At 38.4% G+C, this 18,250-nt stretch carries 15 protein-coding genes; 4 read left to right on the top strand and 11 right to left on the bottom strand.

All coding sequences use genetic code 11. The features are described from left to right. The first annotated feature begins 119 nt into the window (after nt 1-119). Together fabR and NE363_RS05165 are read left to right on the top strand one after the other, a co-directional pair. Nucleotides 120-815: an HTH-type transcriptional repressor FabR gene (gene fabR, locus NE363_RS05170; RefSeq protein WP_019457712.1), complete on the top strand. Its 696-nt coding sequence runs from the start codon at nt 120-122 to the stop codon at nt 813-815. A 168-nt stretch (nt 816-983) separates the two neighbouring features. After that, complete coding sequence (locus NE363_RS05165) at nt 984-2,000, top strand: AI-2E family transporter (RefSeq protein ID WP_004700095.1); 1,017 nt, start codon at nt 984-986, stop codon at nt 1,998-2,000. A 55-nt stretch (nt 2,001-2,055) separates the two neighbouring features. On the opposite strand, the gene rapA is transcribed toward NE363_RS05165, so the two are convergent. From rapA to NE363_RS05135, 6 genes are all read right to left on the bottom strand, one after another. Then, a complete protein-coding gene (rapA, locus tag NE363_RS05160) occupies nt 2,056-4,893 on the bottom strand; it encodes an RNA polymerase-associated protein RapA (RefSeq protein ID WP_191001299.1) in 2,838 nt (945 codons plus the stop codon). A 144-nt stretch (nt 4,894-5,037) separates the two neighbouring features. Next, nucleotides 5,038-5,676: an RluA family pseudouridine synthase gene (locus NE363_RS05155; protein ID WP_445535963.1), complete on the bottom strand. Its 639-nt coding sequence runs from the start codon at nt 5,674-5,676 to the stop codon at nt 5,038-5,040. 132 nt (nt 5,677-5,808) lie between these two features. Beyond that, nucleotides 5,809-6,513, bottom strand: a complete 705-nt coding sequence (locus NE363_RS05150; protein ID WP_445535962.1) for an acyl carrier protein — start codon at nt 6,511-6,513, stop codon at nt 5,809-5,811. A gap of 61 nt (nt 6,514-6,574) precedes the next feature. Further along, nucleotides 6,575-7,873 (bottom strand): glutamate-1-semialdehyde 2,1-aminomutase, encoded by a 1,299-nt coding sequence (hemL, locus tag NE363_RS05145; RefSeq protein WP_445535961.1) that lies wholly within the window; start codon nt 7,871-7,873, stop codon nt 6,575-6,577. Between the two features lie 42 nt (nt 7,874-7,915). Continuing rightward, nucleotides 7,916-8,527 (bottom strand): thiamine phosphate synthase, encoded by a 612-nt coding sequence (thiE, locus tag NE363_RS05140; protein WP_445535960.1) that lies wholly within the window; start codon nt 8,525-8,527, stop codon nt 7,916-7,918. Nucleotides 8,528-8,642: 115 nt separating this feature from the next. Beyond that, the gene (locus NE363_RS05135) at nt 8,643-9,026 is read right to left on the bottom strand and encodes a DUF962 domain-containing protein (RefSeq protein WP_348887603.1); all 384 of its coding nucleotides are present in this window, start codon (nt 9,024-9,026) and stop codon (nt 8,643-8,645) included. Nucleotides 9,027-9,191: 165 nt separating this feature from the next. Between NE363_RS05135 and NE363_RS05130 the strand changes: the two genes are divergently transcribed. Continuing rightward, the gene (locus NE363_RS05130; protein WP_445535959.1) at nt 9,192-10,655 is read left to right on the top strand and encodes a CYTH and CHAD domain-containing protein; all 1,464 of its coding nucleotides are present in this window, start codon (nt 9,192-9,194) and stop codon (nt 10,653-10,655) included. A gap of 39 nt (nt 10,656-10,694) precedes the next feature. Here the strand turns inward: NE363_RS05130 and NE363_RS05125 are convergent, their stop codons facing one another. Continuing rightward, nucleotides 10,695-11,327, bottom strand: coding sequence for a hypothetical protein (locus NE363_RS05125; RefSeq protein ID WP_445535958.1), 633 nt, complete (start codon nt 11,325-11,327; stop codon nt 10,695-10,697). A 104-nt stretch (nt 11,328-11,431) separates the two neighbouring features. On the opposite strand from NE363_RS05125, the gene NE363_RS05120 reads away from it, so the two are divergent. Next, nucleotides 11,432-11,821, top strand: coding sequence for a DUF3144 domain-containing protein (locus NE363_RS05120; RefSeq protein ID WP_004700075.1), 390 nt, complete (start codon nt 11,432-11,434; stop codon nt 11,819-11,821). A gap of 59 nt (nt 11,822-11,880) precedes the next feature. Here NE363_RS05120 and NE363_RS05115 read toward each other — a convergent pair whose 3' ends face one another. The 4 genes from NE363_RS05115 to NE363_RS05100 form a co-directional block, all read right to left on the bottom strand. Then, nucleotides 11,881-14,643 carry a M16 family metallopeptidase gene (locus tag NE363_RS05115; RefSeq protein ID WP_445535957.1) on the bottom strand — a complete coding sequence of 921 codons (2,763 nt, stop codon included), beginning with the start codon at nt 14,641-14,643 and terminating at the stop codon, nt 11,881-11,883. Nucleotides 14,644-14,765: 122 nt separating this feature from the next. After that, nucleotides 14,766-15,581, bottom strand: coding sequence for a PhzF family phenazine biosynthesis protein (locus NE363_RS05110; RefSeq protein WP_445535956.1), 816 nt, complete (start codon nt 15,579-15,581; stop codon nt 14,766-14,768). A 150-nt stretch (nt 15,582-15,731) separates the two neighbouring features. Continuing rightward, entirely contained in the window at nt 15,732-17,126 is a 1,395-nt protein-coding gene (locus tag NE363_RS05105) for an L-cystine transporter (protein ID WP_004700069.1), read from the bottom strand. Nucleotides 17,127-17,323: 197 nt separating this feature from the next. Then, entirely contained in the window at nt 17,324-18,205 is an 882-nt protein-coding gene (locus tag NE363_RS05100; protein ID WP_100290862.1) for a LysR family transcriptional regulator, read from the bottom strand. Between the last annotated feature and the right edge of the window lie 45 nt (nt 18,206-18,250).

The raw sequence follows: 18,250 nt of genomic DNA, 5'->3' as shown, positions 1-18,250 counted from the left end.
TTTTTAATTATTATACACATGTATATATATTTGTATATACACCCGTACTTTTAATTACAATTTCACAAGTTACCTGTCTAACGCTATAATCCAGACAGTTTAAGAATATATTGAAAAGCATGACCCAAACCTCACTTTCTCAGAGCCAAAATGACACAGCCTCTTCACAAGATGTCATTGAAATAAAAACAGCAACGCGTTCTGTTGGAAGAAAAGCGACGATTACGAAAGACGAACTTTTTCAGGCCGCTCTTAACCTGATCGGTCCTCAAAAAAGTATCGCCTCATTAAGTTTACGTGAAGTCGCACGGGAAGCTGGTATTGCACCAAATAGCTTTTATCGTCACTTTAAAGATATTGATGAGTTAGCCATTTCACTGATTGACCGCGCAGGTATCGTTTTACGTAAGATTATTCGTCAGGCTCGTTTACGTGCCTCTTTCCAAGACAGCATTATTCGTAGTTCTGTAGAAATTTTTCTTCAGCAGCTTGATGCAGACGAAGGTAATTTAAGTCTATTGTTACGCGAAGGCTTTACAGGTTCAGCTTCTTATAAAGCTGCGGTAGACCGCCAGCTCAATTTCTTCCAACAAGAACTACAAGAAGATTTAATCCGTCTAGAGCGTTTAAATAACAATCACCTATATCATCCTGAGCTTGTTGCAAAAGCAATTACACAGCTTGTATTTCACATGGGTGCTAAAGTGCTGGATCTTCCAGTTCATCAACGTGCAGAAGTCGCCGAACAAACTATGATCATGATAAGAATGATTTTAGAAGGTGCTCGTCATCTAGACGAAGCAAAGATACGATAAGATCAACATAAAATGGTTTGTAATTGTACAAGCCATTTTTTATACAGACATACTTATTTCTTGATAAAAATATAATTCACAGATTGAAGCAACCAACATGCAAGAGTATAAGTAATTATTATTCTAGCAATATATACCCATATTTCCCCACGATATTTAGGGATTCACATGCAAAGTTTGAGTAATCGTCAAAGCCTGATTGCAAGCTATATTCTGATGGGCATTTTTTTGCTTTCGGTTATCCCCTTGCATCTCTTAGCAAGCTTTTTTGCTGGCTTTCTCATTTATGAAATTATTATTAGTTTAAGCTCTATTGTTGAACGTTATATTGATGGTCAAAGAGCCCGCATTTTTATTAGTATTTTACTGAGTATTATCACGGTTTCACTCATCGCCTTTTTCATAACAAGTTTAATTAGCTTTGTCGTTTATGACTTAAAAGGTGTAGGTATTCATAATATCAACAATAAAGTCGATCAAACGCTATTACACTTACAAACTGAAATTGGCAAATATCTTCCAGGTTATATTCCAGATAGTGTTACAGAACTAAAAGATGAAATTTTTGCATTTATGAAAGATAACGTGACCACATTAAAAAATGCCAGTTCCGATATCTTACATAACTTTGTAACGATGATTATGGGCCTTATTATTGGTATTTTGGTGGCGATTCATGGCTTTCACCGTCGTACACCACAGCCTGTATTTAAGTCTTTACTCATCCAACGTATTCAAAAATTATCAATTTCTTTTAGAAATGTCGTTTTTGCCCAAATTAAAATTTCGGCAATTAATACACTGCTCTTTATCTTATTTGCTTTTGTAATATTGCCGATTTGGGGTGTTCATCTGCCTTTCGCTAAAACATTAACCATTCTTACTTTCTTGTTTGGCTTAATTCCGATTTTAGGCAACTTAATTTCAAATACGCTCACATTTATTGCTGCGCTTACGGTTTCACTGGGTTTAGCAGGTGTTGCTCTGCTCTATCTCGTATTAGTACATAAGTTAGAATATTTTATCAATGCGAAAATTATTGGACATAAAATTAATGCCAATGCATGGGAAATTTTATTGGCAATGTTAATTTTTGAGTCAATTTTTGGTTTAGGTGGCCTGATTGCAGCACCAATCTTTTATGCCTATTTAAAATTAGAATTGAAAGATGCCAGAATGATTTAATTAAAATTTATTCAATAAAAAAGCGCCTTTAAGGCGCTTTTTTATGACTCATTATTTATGGTTTAACAACAACAAGTACCTGAATTGCTTCAGGAGTTACTGTTAAGCCATCGAGTAAGCTCAAGCCTTCTTTTTGCAACTTCTGTAAGCGCTCAATTTCGTCTTGACGAATACTTGGGTTGAACTGTTTCAAATACGTTAAACGGTCAATCTCGTATTGCCATTTATTACCATAATGCTCTTTTGCCTGCTGTTGAAGCTGTGGCAAGCCGACTTTAGCAATATCAAGTGCTTGTCTATAGCGCTCTTCAATCACTTCACGGCGAGCTTTAACCACTTGGCGACAGCTATTGCCATCTAAATGATGCAAATATGGTTTTAAAATGGTTGGATCAATCTTTTCAGATAAGTCCTGACCATTTTCACTTAACAACACGCGAACGAGCTGTTTCGGTAAGCTTGATGGCAAGTTCAAAGATTTTGGTGCAACTACATCAACTTTAAACCAAACTTCAAGTAATACAGAACCTTGCTTTAATGCGTTTGACTTAAGAACAGCAACATTAGTACTACCAAATGATTGTGTACGGATCATTTCCATGACACTTTCAATGAACGGATGTTCTAAAGTCAGATATTGAGCATCTTCACGCATTTGCGCCTGATCACGATAGAACGTCGCAGTCATGCCCTCTTCGTCTAATGCCAAACCTTGCACTTGCATTTGGTCTGTCGGACGAATAATCACAGTACCGTTACTTTGCTCATCAAAATCAATATTAGTTGAAGACATAAAGCGCTTCACAAACATAGGTAATGTTGTGTTGTCATCGTAGTCTTCTAAAGCTTGAACAATTTCTTGTGCAACGATAGGACGACATGAGTTGTATTCAAGCAAGCGATCTCGACCAGCTTGTAACTCTGTTTCTAAAGCTTGACGTTGAACATTGACTTCTTCGAGTAAATCTTCAAAGGTTTGACCTTGGTCTGAAAGTAAGCAGTCTTTTAATTCAACAATAAAATTCTCTTGCAGCGTTTGAGCTGTCGGAGAAATATTGCTGAAAATATTCAACGCTTCGTTGTACCAACGGAACATACGCTCTTGGGCAGTACCCATTAAGTAAGGTACATGAATTTGAATACGGTTTTCTTGACCAATACGGTCTAAACGACCGATACGTTGTTCTAAAACGTCTGGGTTTGCAGGCAAATCAAATAAAATCAGATCACTTGCAAACTGGAAGTTACGGCCTTCTGAACCAATTTCAGAACATAGTAGAATTTGAGCACCATAGCTTTCTTCTGCAAAGTAAGCAGCCGCTTGGTCACGCTCAAGTAGACTCATGCCTTCATGGAACATTGCAGTACGAATACCAGCATGCAAACGAAGTACACTTTCTAAAGATTCAACAACAGGACCACTACGTGCAATTAAAAGAACCTTTTTATGCTTAAGTTCTTTACGCAAGATTTCCATTAACCATGGCACACGTGGGTCATTTTGCATCCATGAACCATCAAGTTGTGCTTCTTCTGGCCACATTTGCTCACGTAATTTACCGTCTTTTGACCAGTCTTCTGGCGCTGGCAAAGGTGCTGGTTGGCAATCACGGCCTGGGAAGCCTTGAATCGCTTCACGCGTATTACGGAATAAAATACGACCTGTACCATGACGGTCTAACAACTCATGAATCGCTCTGAAACGTTGTTCAGGCTGATCTTCAATTGAATGACCCAATAAGCCTTCTAAAGCGGTTAAATGCTCTTGAGTTAAAGGTTCATCCGACATAAGTACTTCTGCAACTTGAGCAGTTTGCTGATATTGCGCTTCTTCATCTAAGAAACGTTCTAAACTGCTAAAGCGCTGTGGATCTAACAAGCGTAAACGTGCAAAGTGACTTTCTACACCAAGCTGTTCAGGTGTTGCTGTAAGCAACAATACACCCGCTGTATTTTCAGCAAGTTCTTCAACTAAATCGTAACGATCATTACCGCCTTCTTCTTCGCTCCACATTAAGTGATGCGCTTCATCGACAACGAGTAAATCGAAACCAGCTTCTAGTGCTTGCTCACGTAAATCGTCATGGTCCACCATCAAATCTACACTGGCAATAATACATTGTTCAGTTAAGAACGGGTTAAGCTCTGGATCATGTTCTTTAATAGACGCAGTACGGGTTAAATCGAACAGAGAAAATTGCAAGTTGAAACGGCGACGCATTTCAATCATCCACTGATATTGCAATGAATCAGGGACTAAAATGAGGATACGTTCAGAGCGGCCAGTTTTAAGCTGTTGGTGGATAATTAAACCAGCTTCAATTGTTTTACCTAAACCTACTTCATCGGCAAGTAAAACACGTGGTGCGAAACGTTTACCAACTTCATGTGCAATATAAAGCTGGTGTGGGATTAAACCTACACGCGCACCAACCAAGCCACGTAAAGGACTGGTTTGCATTTGCGATTGCATGAGCATTGCTTCAATGCGTAGGTCATACCACTCTTTATAATCGATCTGGCTTGCCAGCAAACGATCTAAAGGTTTTGACAACTGAATTTGTGCACCAATACGAGTTTCATTGAGCGCTTTACGTTCTTGTTCGCCATTTTCTAAAGTACGAACAACGTTATAACGCAAAACACCATGGCGGTCTTCAACAGTCTCAACAATCCACTTCTGGCCTTCTTGATCTTGAACTTCATCATTTTTGTTGAAGATGATGCGAGACAACGGTGCGTTGTTACGTGCATAGACACGCGTTTCATCACTTTTGGGGAATAAAATGCTGACAGATCTTTCATCTACATCAATAAGAACGCCTAAACCGAGCTCAGTCTCTGTATCTGATAGCCAACGTTGACCAATAGCATACTGCTGCAATTTTTCCACCTTTTTCTCAAGTTCGCACTACATATTGTACGATGCAAATTAGCTTATTTTTGCATCTTTTTATGTAGTCTTTAAAGCAAAATTTTGCAGCAGAAACCAATTAAATTGTTTCGCTACAAAAATTACTCATTGAAAGTTTTTACATTAAAACGGTACAGGACAGTCAAACGTTAATGATTCCCCTGAAACAGGGTGATTAAAGCTTAACTGTTTAGCATGCAAGCACAGACGAGGAACAAGTAATTGTTCCGGTGTTGCATACAATGTATCACCTACAATCGGATGTCCCAGATATTGCATGTGTACACGGAGTTGATGAGAACGTCCGGTAATCGGTGTTAATTTGACACGCGTAACCGGTTGTCCCTGAATCTGGAAATGTTCAATCGCCTGCCAGTGTGTTAAAGCAGGTTTGTTATGAGAAGCATCGACAATATGCAACGGTGGTCGACTTGGGTCATAGACTACAGGAATATCAACAGTTCCCTCACCCTCTAAATGACCTGCGACAAGCGCTTCATATATTTTTGAAGTCTGACGATCTTGAAATTGACGCGCAATCGCACTTTGACCGCGCTTTGATAAACCAAATACTAAAATACCTGAAGTATCTCGGTCTAGACGATGAATGAGCAAAGTTTTAGGTTCAATCGCAACCAACCTTGTCAAAACGCTATCATGTAAATCACCTTTACCAGGAACACTCAAGATGTCCGAAGGTTTATGAATCACCATAAAATCATCATCACGATAGATCAGATGTTCACTTAGAAAATCACTCAAAGTTGTATTCCCAAGGCAAGATGAAAAACAAGCGGGCAATAATAAAAAGCTTACGTCCGAATTACAATGCCGTTCGGGTAAATTAACAGCATAATTTGCAAATATTATGGATCACTTGGAGTCTATAGTTAGTCAAGGCTTCAATAACTGCATAATATGCTGCAATGTCGGTGCTTGCATTACCTCTTCAGCGCTTAAGCTCGCACCATTCGCACGCCAAAGTTCGACCAGATAATTCACAGCAGACTGATCTAAACCATAGTTTCGTAAATCAATTTCAGGATGAATCTCCATGGGGTGTCGCCCCACCTGTTCAGCAATTGCCAATAAGATTCCTTTATCCGACAAAATATATTCAGACGGCGCACTTAAAGACCATAAGCGCATTAAAGTCTGTGTGTTTATATGTTGAATGGAGTCAAAACTGATTTTTTCAATCCATTGTATATGCTGCTCTAAACTACCCGCTAAGATCGCATCATTTACAATAGCTACATAATCCGTAATAGATAAAACAAGCTGCATCACTTGCTTAAACAACGGTGATAAATTTCCAGTTATTATCACTTGTGCTTGAGTGTTTGATGACAATTGTTGCCCAAGCTGTAACATGACCTGTTGAAGTTGAAATGACTGAATCATCATGACTGGAATTTCGAGTGCCTGTGCTCTTTTACTTAGCATTTCTAAATGATCGGCTAATGGCTGGTTCATCCAGTCAGCGTCATTTTCAAGCTCGTTTAACCCAACCATGAGTAAAATGCTATGCGTAGATTCAATAGACCAGTTTGAAGTACTTGGCGCTAATTGGATTTTTCGAGGTAAAGGATAAAACATTGTTCTCTACAAATATAAAAAAGCTCAAATTAAAAAGCCCGTTTAACACGGGCTTTTTTGCTTACTTCATTTCGGCGAATGTTTCTTTTGCAGCCTGAATCGTATATTCGATATCTTCATCAGAATGAGCAGATGAAATAAAGCCTGCTTCAAATGCTGACGGTGCCAAGTTTACACCGCGCTTTAACATGCCATGGAAGAACTTTTTGAAAGCTTCAATATCACATGCCAACATTGAGTCAAAGCTTGTAATATCTTCTTGATCGGTAAAGTAAAGACCGAACATTGCGCCAGCTTGCTGAGTTTTAAATGGAATACCCGCTTCATTAGCTGCTGCTTGTAAGCCTGCAAGTAACTTTTCAAGTTGGGCAGATAATTTGCTGTAAAAGTCAGGTTGGCGTAAATGTTTAAACATCTCGATACCCGCACGCATAGCAAGTGGGTTACCAGATAACGTTCCTGCTTGGTATACCCCACCTAATGGTGCGATACACTCCATGATTTCACGCTTACCGCCAAACGCGCCTACAGGTAAGCCAGCACCAATAATTTTACCTAAAGTCGTTAAATCAGGTTTTACATTATAAACTGACTGAGCACCGCCCAATGCAACGCGGAAACCTGTCATTACTTCATCAATAATAAATACAGATTTATATTCATTACACACATCACGAATGGCTTGTAAGAAACCGTCAATTGGTTTCACCATGTTCATGTTACCCGCAACAGGTTCAATAATAACGCCCGCAATTTCATGACCGAATTTGGCAAAACACTCTTTTAATGCAGCAATATCATTATAAGGCAGCGTTAAAGTATGTTTAGCAAAATCGACTGGAACACCTTTTGAAGTTGGCTCACCCTCGCCTAAAGTAAGTAAACCCGAACCCGCTTTTACTAAAAGTGAGTCAGAGTGTCCATGGTAACAACCTTCAAACTTCACGATTTTGTCACGGCCAGTATAACCACGCGCTAAACGAATAGCGGTCATAGTCGCCTCTGTACCAGAGTTCGTCATACGTACCAATTCAATTGATGGCATGATTTCACAGATAATATCTGCCAAAGTCGTTTCGTGTACGGTTGGTGCACCAAAACTTAACCCATCTTCTGCTGCTGTTTGTACCGCTTTAATAATTTCTGGATGAGCATGACCCAAAATCATCGGTCCCCAAGAGCCAACATAATCTACATAGCGCTTGCCATCCACATCCCACAAATAGGCACCTTTAGCTTTCTCGATGAAAACCGGTGTTCCTCCAACGCCATTAAAGGCACGTACCGGAGAGTTCACACCACCAGGAATGTGTTTGCTGGCTTGTTTAAATAACTGTTCTTGCTTTGGAGATAAACTCATGGAAATGCTCGTCTTAAATATCTAAAAAATAATTTTGAAAGCTTAAGAAAATAATTGTGCCCACGTTTGTACACGGGCAGGAATTTCAGCAGTTGATCGACCTAATATATCACTAATGACTGCGCAGAGGTCAGCTCCAGCCTCAATCACAGGTTTTGAGTTTTCAACAGTTAAACCACCAATCGCACAAATTGGTAAATCATATTGAGCTGCTGCTTGCTTAATGACTTCAATACCGACATTGCCTGCTTCTGGTTTTGTGGCAGTTGCATACACAGCACCAAAGGCAACATAAGTTGCGCCATCGACAATTGCTTTTCGAGCAAGATCTAAAGAGTTGAGGCAAGTACGGCCAATAATGACACCTTCAGGAAGTTTCGATTTTGCATCTGTGATTTCACCGTCACTTTGTCCTAAATGCACACCTAAACCAAACTGAGCGGCCAGTTTTAGGTCATCATTAATGACAAAAGGAACCTGATATTTTTCACACAATATCTTGATCTGTTCAACTTCAGCAGGCTGGTCAGTTTTTTCTACTTTTTTACGGCGGTACTGTAAAATTGCGACCTGACGGGTTGCGAGTGCGGCGTCTAATTTTTCTAATAATAATTGGATTGGGTCATCATTGGTAATGAGATATAAACCGCGCATACTCTACTCTCGCTTTTAAAAACTACGCTAGTATAACGGATTTATAGGACATCATAAGTACCGATTGATATAGGCTTACCAGTACCAATCGGTATATTAAAATAGGAATAAAAAATTAACTCGGAATTTTATCGTGTTTACGATCAATCAAACTTAATCGACCAGTCGCCACATCAGATAACATTCGCCAATCAGAAATAAAGCTATAAAGAGGCTGTTTAAAACTGGCAGGTTTATTTTTTTCAAATACAAAATGTCCAACCCATGCACATGCATAGCCAGACACTAAACCATAAAGTGCGTATTTGGCCTGTTTCTTACGAATGGCTTTTGAAAAAAAGTATATCCCTATGCTACTGCCCACCACATGTAAGCGTCGGCTCATAATGTTACGGTGTTCAGTTAAATAAAAATGATAAAATTCCTGATAGTTTTTAATCGGTAATTCAAACTCTGGCTGAGCTTCATGGCTAAAGTTTACTGGTGCATTCACGATCATCTTCCTGATTTTTATTTGATCAAAACGGCACCTGATTGTACACCTAAATAAAAGTGTAGCGTCATATGTTTGATTGTAACTTTCTCTATCAAAACCATTACTTTTAGTACTAAGCTATTATACTCATTCAAGATAGTTTAAATAACTGATTCAGGGAGATACATTATGGTTGAAGTTGAGCTTAAGTTTCAGTTACCTGAATCGAAGAAAAAATCTGTTCAACAATACTTAAAAAAGCATAAAGCACAGCATATTCACTTGCAGGCCAAATATTACGATACACCAGACCGTCTACTCGCAAAAAATGGTATGGCCCTACGTTTACGTAAAGAAAATGATTTGTGGGTACAAACCTTTAAAGCAGTTGGTCAAAGTCATTTACACCGTGTTGAAGAAGAAGTTTTTCTAGGTAAATGCGAGCAAGAACCCGAACTAAACATTAATCTATATGAAGATAATAAAGCAGTCACAGATTTAATTACTGAAGCTTTAGGCACTGAAGTCGAAAAGCTAAGCTTACAGTTTGAGACAGATGTACAACGTACTTATCATGTATTTGAAGCCGATGACACTGCTATTGAAGTCTGTCTTGATGACGGCGTAGTAAAAACGGCAACAACCCAAAGTAAAATTTGTGAAGTTGAGTTTGAACTTAAACAAGGTGCTGTTAAAACACTGATTCAATTTGCACAGCAATGGATTAATCGTTATGAGTTATGGCTCGATGTTAGAAGTAAAGCCGAACGCGGTAATTTACTCGCATTAGGAAAAGCCGTTTCACCTGCTGTTCACGCAAAAAACTTGAGCTTAGATAAGAATATTTCAGCAGAACAAGCTCTCAAAAAAATTGTAGAAAACTGTTTAGGACAATTCTTACCGAATATGGCTGCAATTGCCGATAACGTCGCCGAAGCTGAGCATATCCATCAGGCACGTGTAAGCTTACGTCGTTTACGCAGTGCACTTCATCATTTTTCGGGATGGTCAGACGATTTAAACCCTGCTTGGGAAGAGCAAATTGCAGCACTTTTCCGCAAGCTTGGAAACACGCGTGACGTAGATGCTATTCGTACTGAAATTTTACCGATGATTGTGCAACATGGTTCACCTGAGCTTTTACTTCCAATCTCAGAGGAGCCATTAAAAGATCTTGCCACACTGTTCAAATCGGCAGAAACCGTCAAGCTTGTACTCGCATTACTGGCATTTGCTTATTCAGAAGAAGATAGCCAAAGTACCAAAGGAAAATTTAAAAAGCAGATAGAGAAAAGCTTAGATAAGTTACATCACCAAGTTGTGAGTCACGCTAAAGATTTCAATGAACTCGAAGTAACTGAACAGCACAAGATACGTAAAAAAGCTAAACAGCTACGTTACTGCATCGAATTTATATCAAGCTTATATCCATCTAAAAATGTTCAACAGTTTTTAAAGAAATTGCAACCTGTGCAAAATACTTTAGGACTATATAACGATTTGTTTATAGCTGAAGATCTATTTAATAAAGCAATTGAACACGACCCGCACTTTTGGTTTGCTCTAGGATGGATTAAGGCTAAACAACCTTATTTACAAAATCAGTCTGCCGAAGCTTTGCAAAAATTTAATCAAGTAAAAACTTTTTGGTAAGTATCTTTAGTCGCGACATAGATGTCGCGACTTTTTATCTTATCGGTATTTACCAAATACTTTCCATACACCATTATCTGCTAACGGGTCATTATAGCTATCGCTACGCTGCTTTCTTGGTTTATCTCGGGCATCGACAAGTTCAAAGTGAGGCTCTACCCCTAGCACAATACCATTGGTATAAAAACGTGAACGTGTATATTCACTTTGACCATGCTGGAACACATAAGTTCTCAAGTCGATAAATTCACGGTGAGCAACGAGTGCTGCCGTATCATCACTCTGCAACCATTCTTGCATGGTAAAAATCTGATCTGTTTCGAACTGACCGCATTTTTCAATAAGACTTGCCACACCACGAAAAGTTTTCGACTCTTTAGCACGTGTTTTATTAATACGAATCCGGTCTACATGAAAAAAGAATAATGGTAAGTTCAGATGGCTTGGTAAATGAATTGCATCTGATAACTCATCTTCCATAAAAGGTTGAAAAAGCTCTTGTGCCCTTTCTATTAAATCTTTCCATTGTTGGTAATAAGCCAAGACTTCGTCTTGTAAACCATAATAAATTGGCAGTCCTTCTACATGTTCCAAATATTGGGGTGGAAAAATATGCTGGCGTAATAGGGCAATGTCTGTTTTTAAACTTTGAACGGCTATCGCATCTTGCATAATTAGAACTTCCAACACTTAGGCTATTTACAGACTAAGGCAAAGGTTTTGTTTCCGCAAGGCTTTGCCTATAATAAGCAGCTCTATTTTTGCGGGAATATGTCATGTCTCAAAAGATTAATGCAACAGATATTACTGAAGAAGAAGCGTTAAATGCTGTTTTCTTTGAGCGTGCGGATGAATTCATTAAACAAGCGAATGATTTTTGTCGCCCGCCTAAAGGCCAAAAGCCTGACCCTGCTGAGCTTCGCGGCCAAGTGAGTGCAGCCATGTTATTTGCAACTGCCCGTTTTAATACGTGGGTGGCTGCAAACAATTTTAAAGATGGCAATGAAATGCGCGATGCAAAAGAGCAAGTGATGTCTTATTTGCTTCAGCAATTTCAAATGATGCTCGAAGATAACTTTGATGAGTATTGTGAACAGTTCGAAAACTACTTACGTTTCCGTAAGAATGAAGATTTCCATGCCCACAAACATGATCATGATCATTAATAAGTTTTAAATACTCAAATAAAAAGCCACTTCATGTGGCTTTTTATTTGATAAGTTAGTTATTGCTTTTGCGCTTGGCCATATTGGTCAGCCATCACTTCCACAAGGTTTGAAGGTTTAATATATTTTTTAATGACTGCGTTCACATCGGCAACGGTCAGCTTAGTTAAGTCTTGATCGTGCTTAACGCGGTCAAGTAATGTTTTACCCGACTCAAGCTCAATATTTAACATACCGTGAATGTTGCGCTCATCTTCTAATGCAGTAACACGTTTCTTCATGAGATCTGCTTTAGCTGCTGCAAGCTCTTGCTCAGTAATACCCTTCGTTAATAAGTCATTTAATACCTTATGAACTGAATCAGAAACTTGTACTGAACGCCCAGCCGTATAATTTGCACTAATACTTAACGCACCAACATTGGTATCCTGATCAAGTTGTAGACCTGTTCCAAAACCATATACCAATGCATTTTTTTCACGAAGCTCTTGAGCCAACCGTGATGAGATTTGAGAGTCACCTAAAATATAATTCATTAAAATTAATGCAGGTGCGTCAGGATGGTTTTTCCCAACTGGTAGTGTGATTATACTTTGATAACTACCAAACTCGCGTTGTTCAGATAAAGCATGTACCTTCTGAGCAGGAAAATCGACATGTTTAATTAAGATTTTTTCGTATGGTTGCTTACTGTTCCAGCTCCCAAACTCTTGATTCAAGAGATTTTTCATTTTCTTTTCATCAAATGCACCCGTAATCGCAATTTGCGCATGGTTCATTGCAAAGAAATGCTGATATAGCTCTTTGATCTGCTCTTGAGTCACATTCTTCAATTGTTTTTTAGCCAGCTCAGGTTCGAAGTGATAACGCAAATCACCTGGTTGGTATTCTTCAATTAAACGCGATAATGTGAGTCCGGCTACAACATCTGGTTCTGTGTAAGGACGATCAAGGCTCGATAAGCTTTGAGACTTAATTAAATCGAATTGAGATTGTTCAAATTTAGGATTTTTCATGACCTCTAAAACAAACTTGAAAAATTCATCAAACTTTTCAGTTTTAGATTGAATGTTAATAGTCATGCCATTACCGTCGGCACTTGCATAAGCTGCACCACCTGCATCAATCGATTTATCTGCAATGTCTTGCAAACTATATTTGTCAGAGCCACGCAGTAATAAATATGAAGTTAAATCAACAACCGTGCCTTTATCGAATAAAGATTTTTCCGTACCAAAATCCATCGTAATGGTGGCATAGGTACGATCATCACGAGTTTCTACGGGGAACAAAGCATACTTCATTCCGTTTTTAAGTTTCCCGCGGCTAATCTTTTTCTCATTAGTTTCGGCATATTGCTTTGAGGTTTTTAAAAACTCGTTAACTTCTTGTTGATAAACTTTCGGGTCTTTTAAAGGCTCTGGTTTAACATCGGTTTGATCTAAAGTTTTAGGCTTATCTTTAGGGTCAAGTTGCAATGCTTTCTTTTGATCTTCAGGTGTCGGCAAAATATCGCCATCAATACGATGCCCAGCAACAAGGAACTGTTTTAAGGTTTGATTGACTTCATTGAGTTTCACTTTCTCAACTGAATCTAAATCTTTAAAATATTGGTCCCATTGCCCACCAGCTACACTGTAATCACTTAAACGAGAACCCAAAGCAACGGCATCTTTATTAACTAACTCGCCTTGCGTTTTCATTAAGCTTTTTACGCGATTTAGCTCAGTCTCTGTAAAAGGCTTACCCTTTTCTATTCCAGAGAGTAAAGCACTTTCAACTTTATTAGGGTCATTTTTTGGTGAGTAAACCGCCCCTAAAAATACGACATTAAAATCTTGGTCTAACCATGTTGATGCCTGAACGTCTGTAGAAATACCCGTTTCAACCATGTTTTGATATAAATGACCGCTTGGCTGCATGGTATATAACATTGGTGCTAAAGCGAGTGTTGGCTGAATTTTAGTGTTTTTCCCATTCATATAGATATGGAATTTGGCCAAATCACTGCCCTTTTTCACTACAAACTCACGATCCTTCATTTTTGTAGAATCTAAGACAGGTACTTGAACAGGCTTCGGCACAGCTCGCGCAGGAATAGGACTAAAATATTGGTCAATTGTTTTTAAGACATCAGTCTTATCAAACTTACCTGAAACAACCATAACCGCATTGTTAGGTGCATACCAACTGCGGTAGAACTGGTTCAATTCAGGCATTTTAATAGACTTAAGCTCAGGTAAATCACCAATCGGTAATCGCCCTAAATACTTGTTTCCATAAGCCGATTTCCACATTTGATCCATTAAGACAGCAAAAGGCTGATCCATACGGACTTCACGTTCACGCTTTACGATTTCAATTTCAGAAGGAACAAATTTTTCTTGTAGTACCAATTTATCCATACGTTCAGATTCAAGGTACAACACTTGATCTAGCGCATTTTTTTCTGGACGAACAATATTGGTATATTTGGTTGAATAGTAATCCGTGCTCGCATTTGTCATTAATGTATATTGATCTAAACGGCGCTGAAATTCTTCACCCTTTACGTTTTGCGTGCCTTTAAATGCCAAATGCTCAAGTAAATGTGCTAAGCCACTTTTACCTTGTGGGTCATTTAAAGAACCTGTCAAATAGATAGTATTAATAAAGATTTTATTTTCTTTGTCATTCGGTGCAAGCACTACCCGAAAGCCATTATCTAATTTATATTCCTCAATATTTTGCTTACTTTTTACTAATGTCGTTTGTGCAAAAGACGCAGCACTTAAACCAAGAATACATAGGGAGAGAGTCAGTTGTTTAAACTGCATGAACATAGAAATACCAATTAATTTGAATAATAAAAAATCAATAGTTGTAAGAGTATAGTAGGTAATTTAAGCTGACATTAATAGTAAAGTTTTGAAAAGAAAGCCGTTTATTTAAACGGCTTTTTATTTTAAAGAAAAATTTCTGCTTGCATATAAAGTTTGCCATATCCTGCAATTTCAATACGTTCCTGATTCAGTATATTGCAATATAAAATGCCTCCACGGCTAGAAGCTTGATAAGCCACAATATTATTTTTGCTCAGCTTTTCTGCCCATAACGGCGCTATTGCGGTATGAATCGAACCTGTAACAGGGTCTTCTTCAATGCCTGCAACAGGTGCAAAATAACGAGACACACAGTCATAGTGCTCGTCTGCTTTTGTAGTGATTACGACATCCATATCTGTAGTCGTAATAGCTGTCCGTTTACCTAAGGCTTTAAGTAAGTTCATGTCAGGCTGCTCATCTAACACGTCTTGCACTGATTCATACTCAACAATATAAGCTTGAACATTTTGATAAACAGCCTTAAATGGTTTGCTTAAAGCTTGTCGTAAAATAGCTGGATAATCTTCCACTTTTTCAGCCTTACGAATTGGAAAATTCATTCTGATTTTGCCATCTTCATCTTGCTGAACAATAAAAAGCCCTAAATTTTGAACATGAAAATTAATGGTCTTCTTGTCAGTAAAATCTTTAAATAATACAAAAGCACTGGCAAGAGTCGCATGCCCACAAAAATCAGCTTCAACTGTTGGTGTAAACCAACGAATTTCATAGTTTTCAGAATCTATAATTTTTACAAAAGCAGTTTCAGATAAGTTATTTTCAAGCGCTATCTTTTGCATTAAATCTGCATCTAGCCACTCTTTTTCAACAATCACAGCAGCTGGATTGCCACGAAATAACTCTTTTGTAAAAGCATCGACTTGATACATTTTCATGATAGTGTTCTCTTTTGTAATAAGCTCATTTTCTAAAACTATTTAAAATAAAAACAGATACAGTTTTTTTAAAATTAACATCACAGTGTCAATTTAAGCATATAAAAAAACGGCTCATTCAGATATGAATGAGCCGTTTTATACTAACTATTAATGATGTTGAGTTAACTCAATTTCATCTTCACTATTTAATATGTCTTTATCTGTTTGGCCCATCAGTTGACTCGTCACTACACCTGCAGTCATTGAACCATTTACATTTAATGCAGTACGGCCCATATCAATTAACGGTTCGATTGAAATAAGCAGCGCAACCAAAGTTACAGGTAAACCCATTGCAGGAAGCACAATCAGTGCAGCAAAAGTTGCACCACCACCAACACCAGCCACACCAATTGAACTTAAAGTCACAATACCCACTAAAGAAGCAATCCACATTGGGTCGAGTGTATTAATCCCCATAGTGGGAGCAACCATCACGGCCAACATTGCTGGGTATAAACCCGCACAACCATTTTGACCAATGGTTGCACCAAACGAAGCAGAAAAACTCGCAATAGATTCAGGAATACCCAAACGACGAGTTTGCGCTTCAATACTCAGTGGAATACTTGCTGCACTTGAACGGCTTGTAAATGCGAATGTTAAAACAGGCGCAACTTTCTTAAAGAACTTAAGCGGAGAAACACCTGTTAGAGTCAAAATAATGGCATGAACGCCAAACATAATCGCTAAACCTAAATATGACGCAACTAAGAAACCACCTAGGTTTAAAATGTCAGCCACATTTGAACTTGCCACAACCTTAGTCATAAGCGCAAAAACGCCATACGGTGTAAGGGTCATGACTAAACGAACAAGCTTCATGACCCAAGACTGTAACGTCTGAATGGCAGTCAAAATACGCTGACCTTTTTCTGCATCATCTTTCATTAGATTAAGCGCAGCTATCCCTAAAAAGACAGCAAAAATAACTACACTAATAATTGAAGTCGGATTTGCACCCGTTAACTCAGCAAAAGGGTTACTTGGAATAAAGGAAAGAATAAATTGCGGTACGCTTAAGTCTGTTACTTTACTTACATAATCTGTATTAATTGCAGTTAAACGCGCAGTTTCAGCAGCACCTTGCACCAAACCTTTGGCAGTTAAACCAAATAAGTTCGTCACAAATACACCAACCAGCGCAGCAATTAACGTTGTGAATAGTAAAGTTCCGATGGTATAGACGCTGATTTTTCCTAGAGAGGAAGCCTGATGCAACTTGGCTACTGCGCCTAAAATCGATACAAATACCAAAGGCATCACGACCATTTGTAAAAGTTTTACATAGCCATTACCAACAATATTAAACCAGCTAATAGATTCAGCAAGAATCGGATGGCCACCGCCATAAATCAAATGTAGTCCTAAACCAAACACTACACCTAGAACTAAGCCAGCAAGAACTTTTTTAGATAAGCTCCAGTCCGTTTTACGTGTTTGGGCGAGTAAAAATATTAACCCGACAAAAACCACAATATTGATGATTAAGGGTATATTCATTCCCAAACTCCAAATTATTGCTTGTGTCATCTTTTAAGGGGGCATATTTGACCATAGCCGGCCTATATAAACTACCCTTTTCCACAATTTTCTAGCATGCAGATCATTGCCGATCTGGATGAGAATATAAAATGACATTTAAATACATATATATCACTTTTAGGGCATAAGCTAAGTAGGACATTTATGTATTAAAATTAAGCACATTTCTGTATAAACTGTTGCTCAATAAAACCAATAAATTGCTTTAAATTGCTCCCCCATGTCTCAGGAAGCTGAGCAACGACATAAGTGGTAAAGTGTGCAGATTCAGTATTAATTTCAAAACAGCTTAACGACAATTTATCAGCCACTTTAGTTAAGTATGACTTTGGCAATAGCGCAAAGCCGACACCTAACTCCACACAACTGACAATACCGTCCAGACTACCCATTTCCATGATTTGCGAAGGCGGCACACTATGGTCATTTAAAAACAGCTCAATTGCATGGCGATAGGAACACCCTTGTCGAAATGCAATAAATCTGGTCTTTGCAAGCGTGGCAATGTCAGGAAACTCGGTTTGCTGTTTTGGGCAAACCAAAACCAATTGTTCTTGCCATATCGGATAGCTATATAACTCAGGAATCACATATTTCGAGGCAACAAAAGCGCAATCAAGCTCACCTTGCTGCACAGCGTTAATCAAATATCCTGTTGGGTGAGTTTGAAGCTCAATCGGCAAATTGGGATATTGCTGCATACATTCATTCAGCAATTGAGGAAGTCGTATGGCCGCTGTGGTTTCCATACTGCCTAAACGGATGGTTTCGTTCGGATCAATATCACTGTCTTGAAAGATTTTTTTCGCTTTATTGTGCAGCGCGATCATTTGAACAGCATAGCTATGCAACTGCTGCCCTGCATTGGTTAATGTCACGGGATTATGGCGATTTAATAAAACCACTCCTAACTCTTCTTCAAGCTTTTTCACATGACTGGTGATATTCGATTGAACCGTATACATTTTTTGTGCAGCCAGTGAAAAACTTCCACTCTCTGCTACCGCTAAAAAAAACTCTAGAGACTTAAGCAACATACCACTATCTCAAAATAAGATAATTATTATCATATTAAATCATTT

This window comes from Acinetobacter sp. G18 (assembly GCF_052660225.1).
The sequence above is the reverse complement of the archived record's forward strand: the minus strand, read 5'-3'. Positions and strand labels throughout refer to the sequence as shown.

Excerpts from the sequence above, each read along its gene's own strand:
- NE363_RS05115 (WP_445535957.1), bottom strand. The coding sequence starts at position 14,643 with ATGTTCATGCAGTTTAAACAACTGACTCTCTCCCTATGTATTCTTGGT.
- NE363_RS05110 (WP_445535956.1), bottom strand. The coding sequence starts at position 15,581 with ATGAAAATGTATCAAGTCGATGCTTTTACAAAAGAGTTATTTCGTGGC.
- NE363_RS05135 (WP_348887603.1), bottom strand. The coding sequence starts at position 9,026 with ATGATCGTGAATGCACCAGTAAACTTTAGCCATGAAGCTCAGCCAGAG.
- NE363_RS05105 (WP_004700069.1), bottom strand. The coding sequence starts at position 17,126 with ATGAATATACCCTTAATCATCAATATTGTGGTTTTTGTCGGGTTAATA.
- NE363_RS05130 (WP_445535959.1), top strand. The coding sequence starts at position 9,192 with ATGGTTGAAGTTGAGCTTAAGTTTCAGTTACCTGAATCGAAGAAAAAA.
- hemL (WP_445535961.1), bottom strand. The coding sequence starts at position 7,873 with ATGAGTTTATCTCCAAAGCAAGAACAGTTATTTAAACAAGCCAGCAAA.
- NE363_RS05165 (WP_004700095.1), top strand. The coding sequence starts at position 984 with ATGCAAAGTTTGAGTAATCGTCAAAGCCTGATTGCAAGCTATATTCTG.
- NE363_RS05125 (WP_445535958.1), bottom strand. The coding sequence starts at position 11,327 with ATGCAAGATGCGATAGCCGTTCAAAGTTTAAAAACAGACATTGCCCTA.
- thiE (WP_445535960.1), bottom strand. The coding sequence starts at position 8,527 with ATGCGCGGTTTATATCTCATTACCAATGATGACCCAATCCAATTATTA.
- fabR (WP_019457712.1), top strand. The coding sequence starts at position 120 with ATGACCCAAACCTCACTTTCTCAGAGCCAAAATGACACAGCCTCTTCA.
- NE363_RS05100 (WP_100290862.1), bottom strand. The coding sequence starts at position 18,205 with ATGTTGCTTAAGTCTCTAGAGTTTTTTTTAGCGGTAGCAGAGAGTGGA.
- NE363_RS05150 (WP_445535962.1), bottom strand. The coding sequence starts at position 6,513 with ATGTTTTATCCTTTACCTCGAAAAATCCAATTAGCGCCAAGTACTTCA.
- NE363_RS05120 (WP_004700075.1), top strand. The coding sequence starts at position 11,432 with ATGTCTCAAAAGATTAATGCAACAGATATTACTGAAGAAGAAGCGTTA.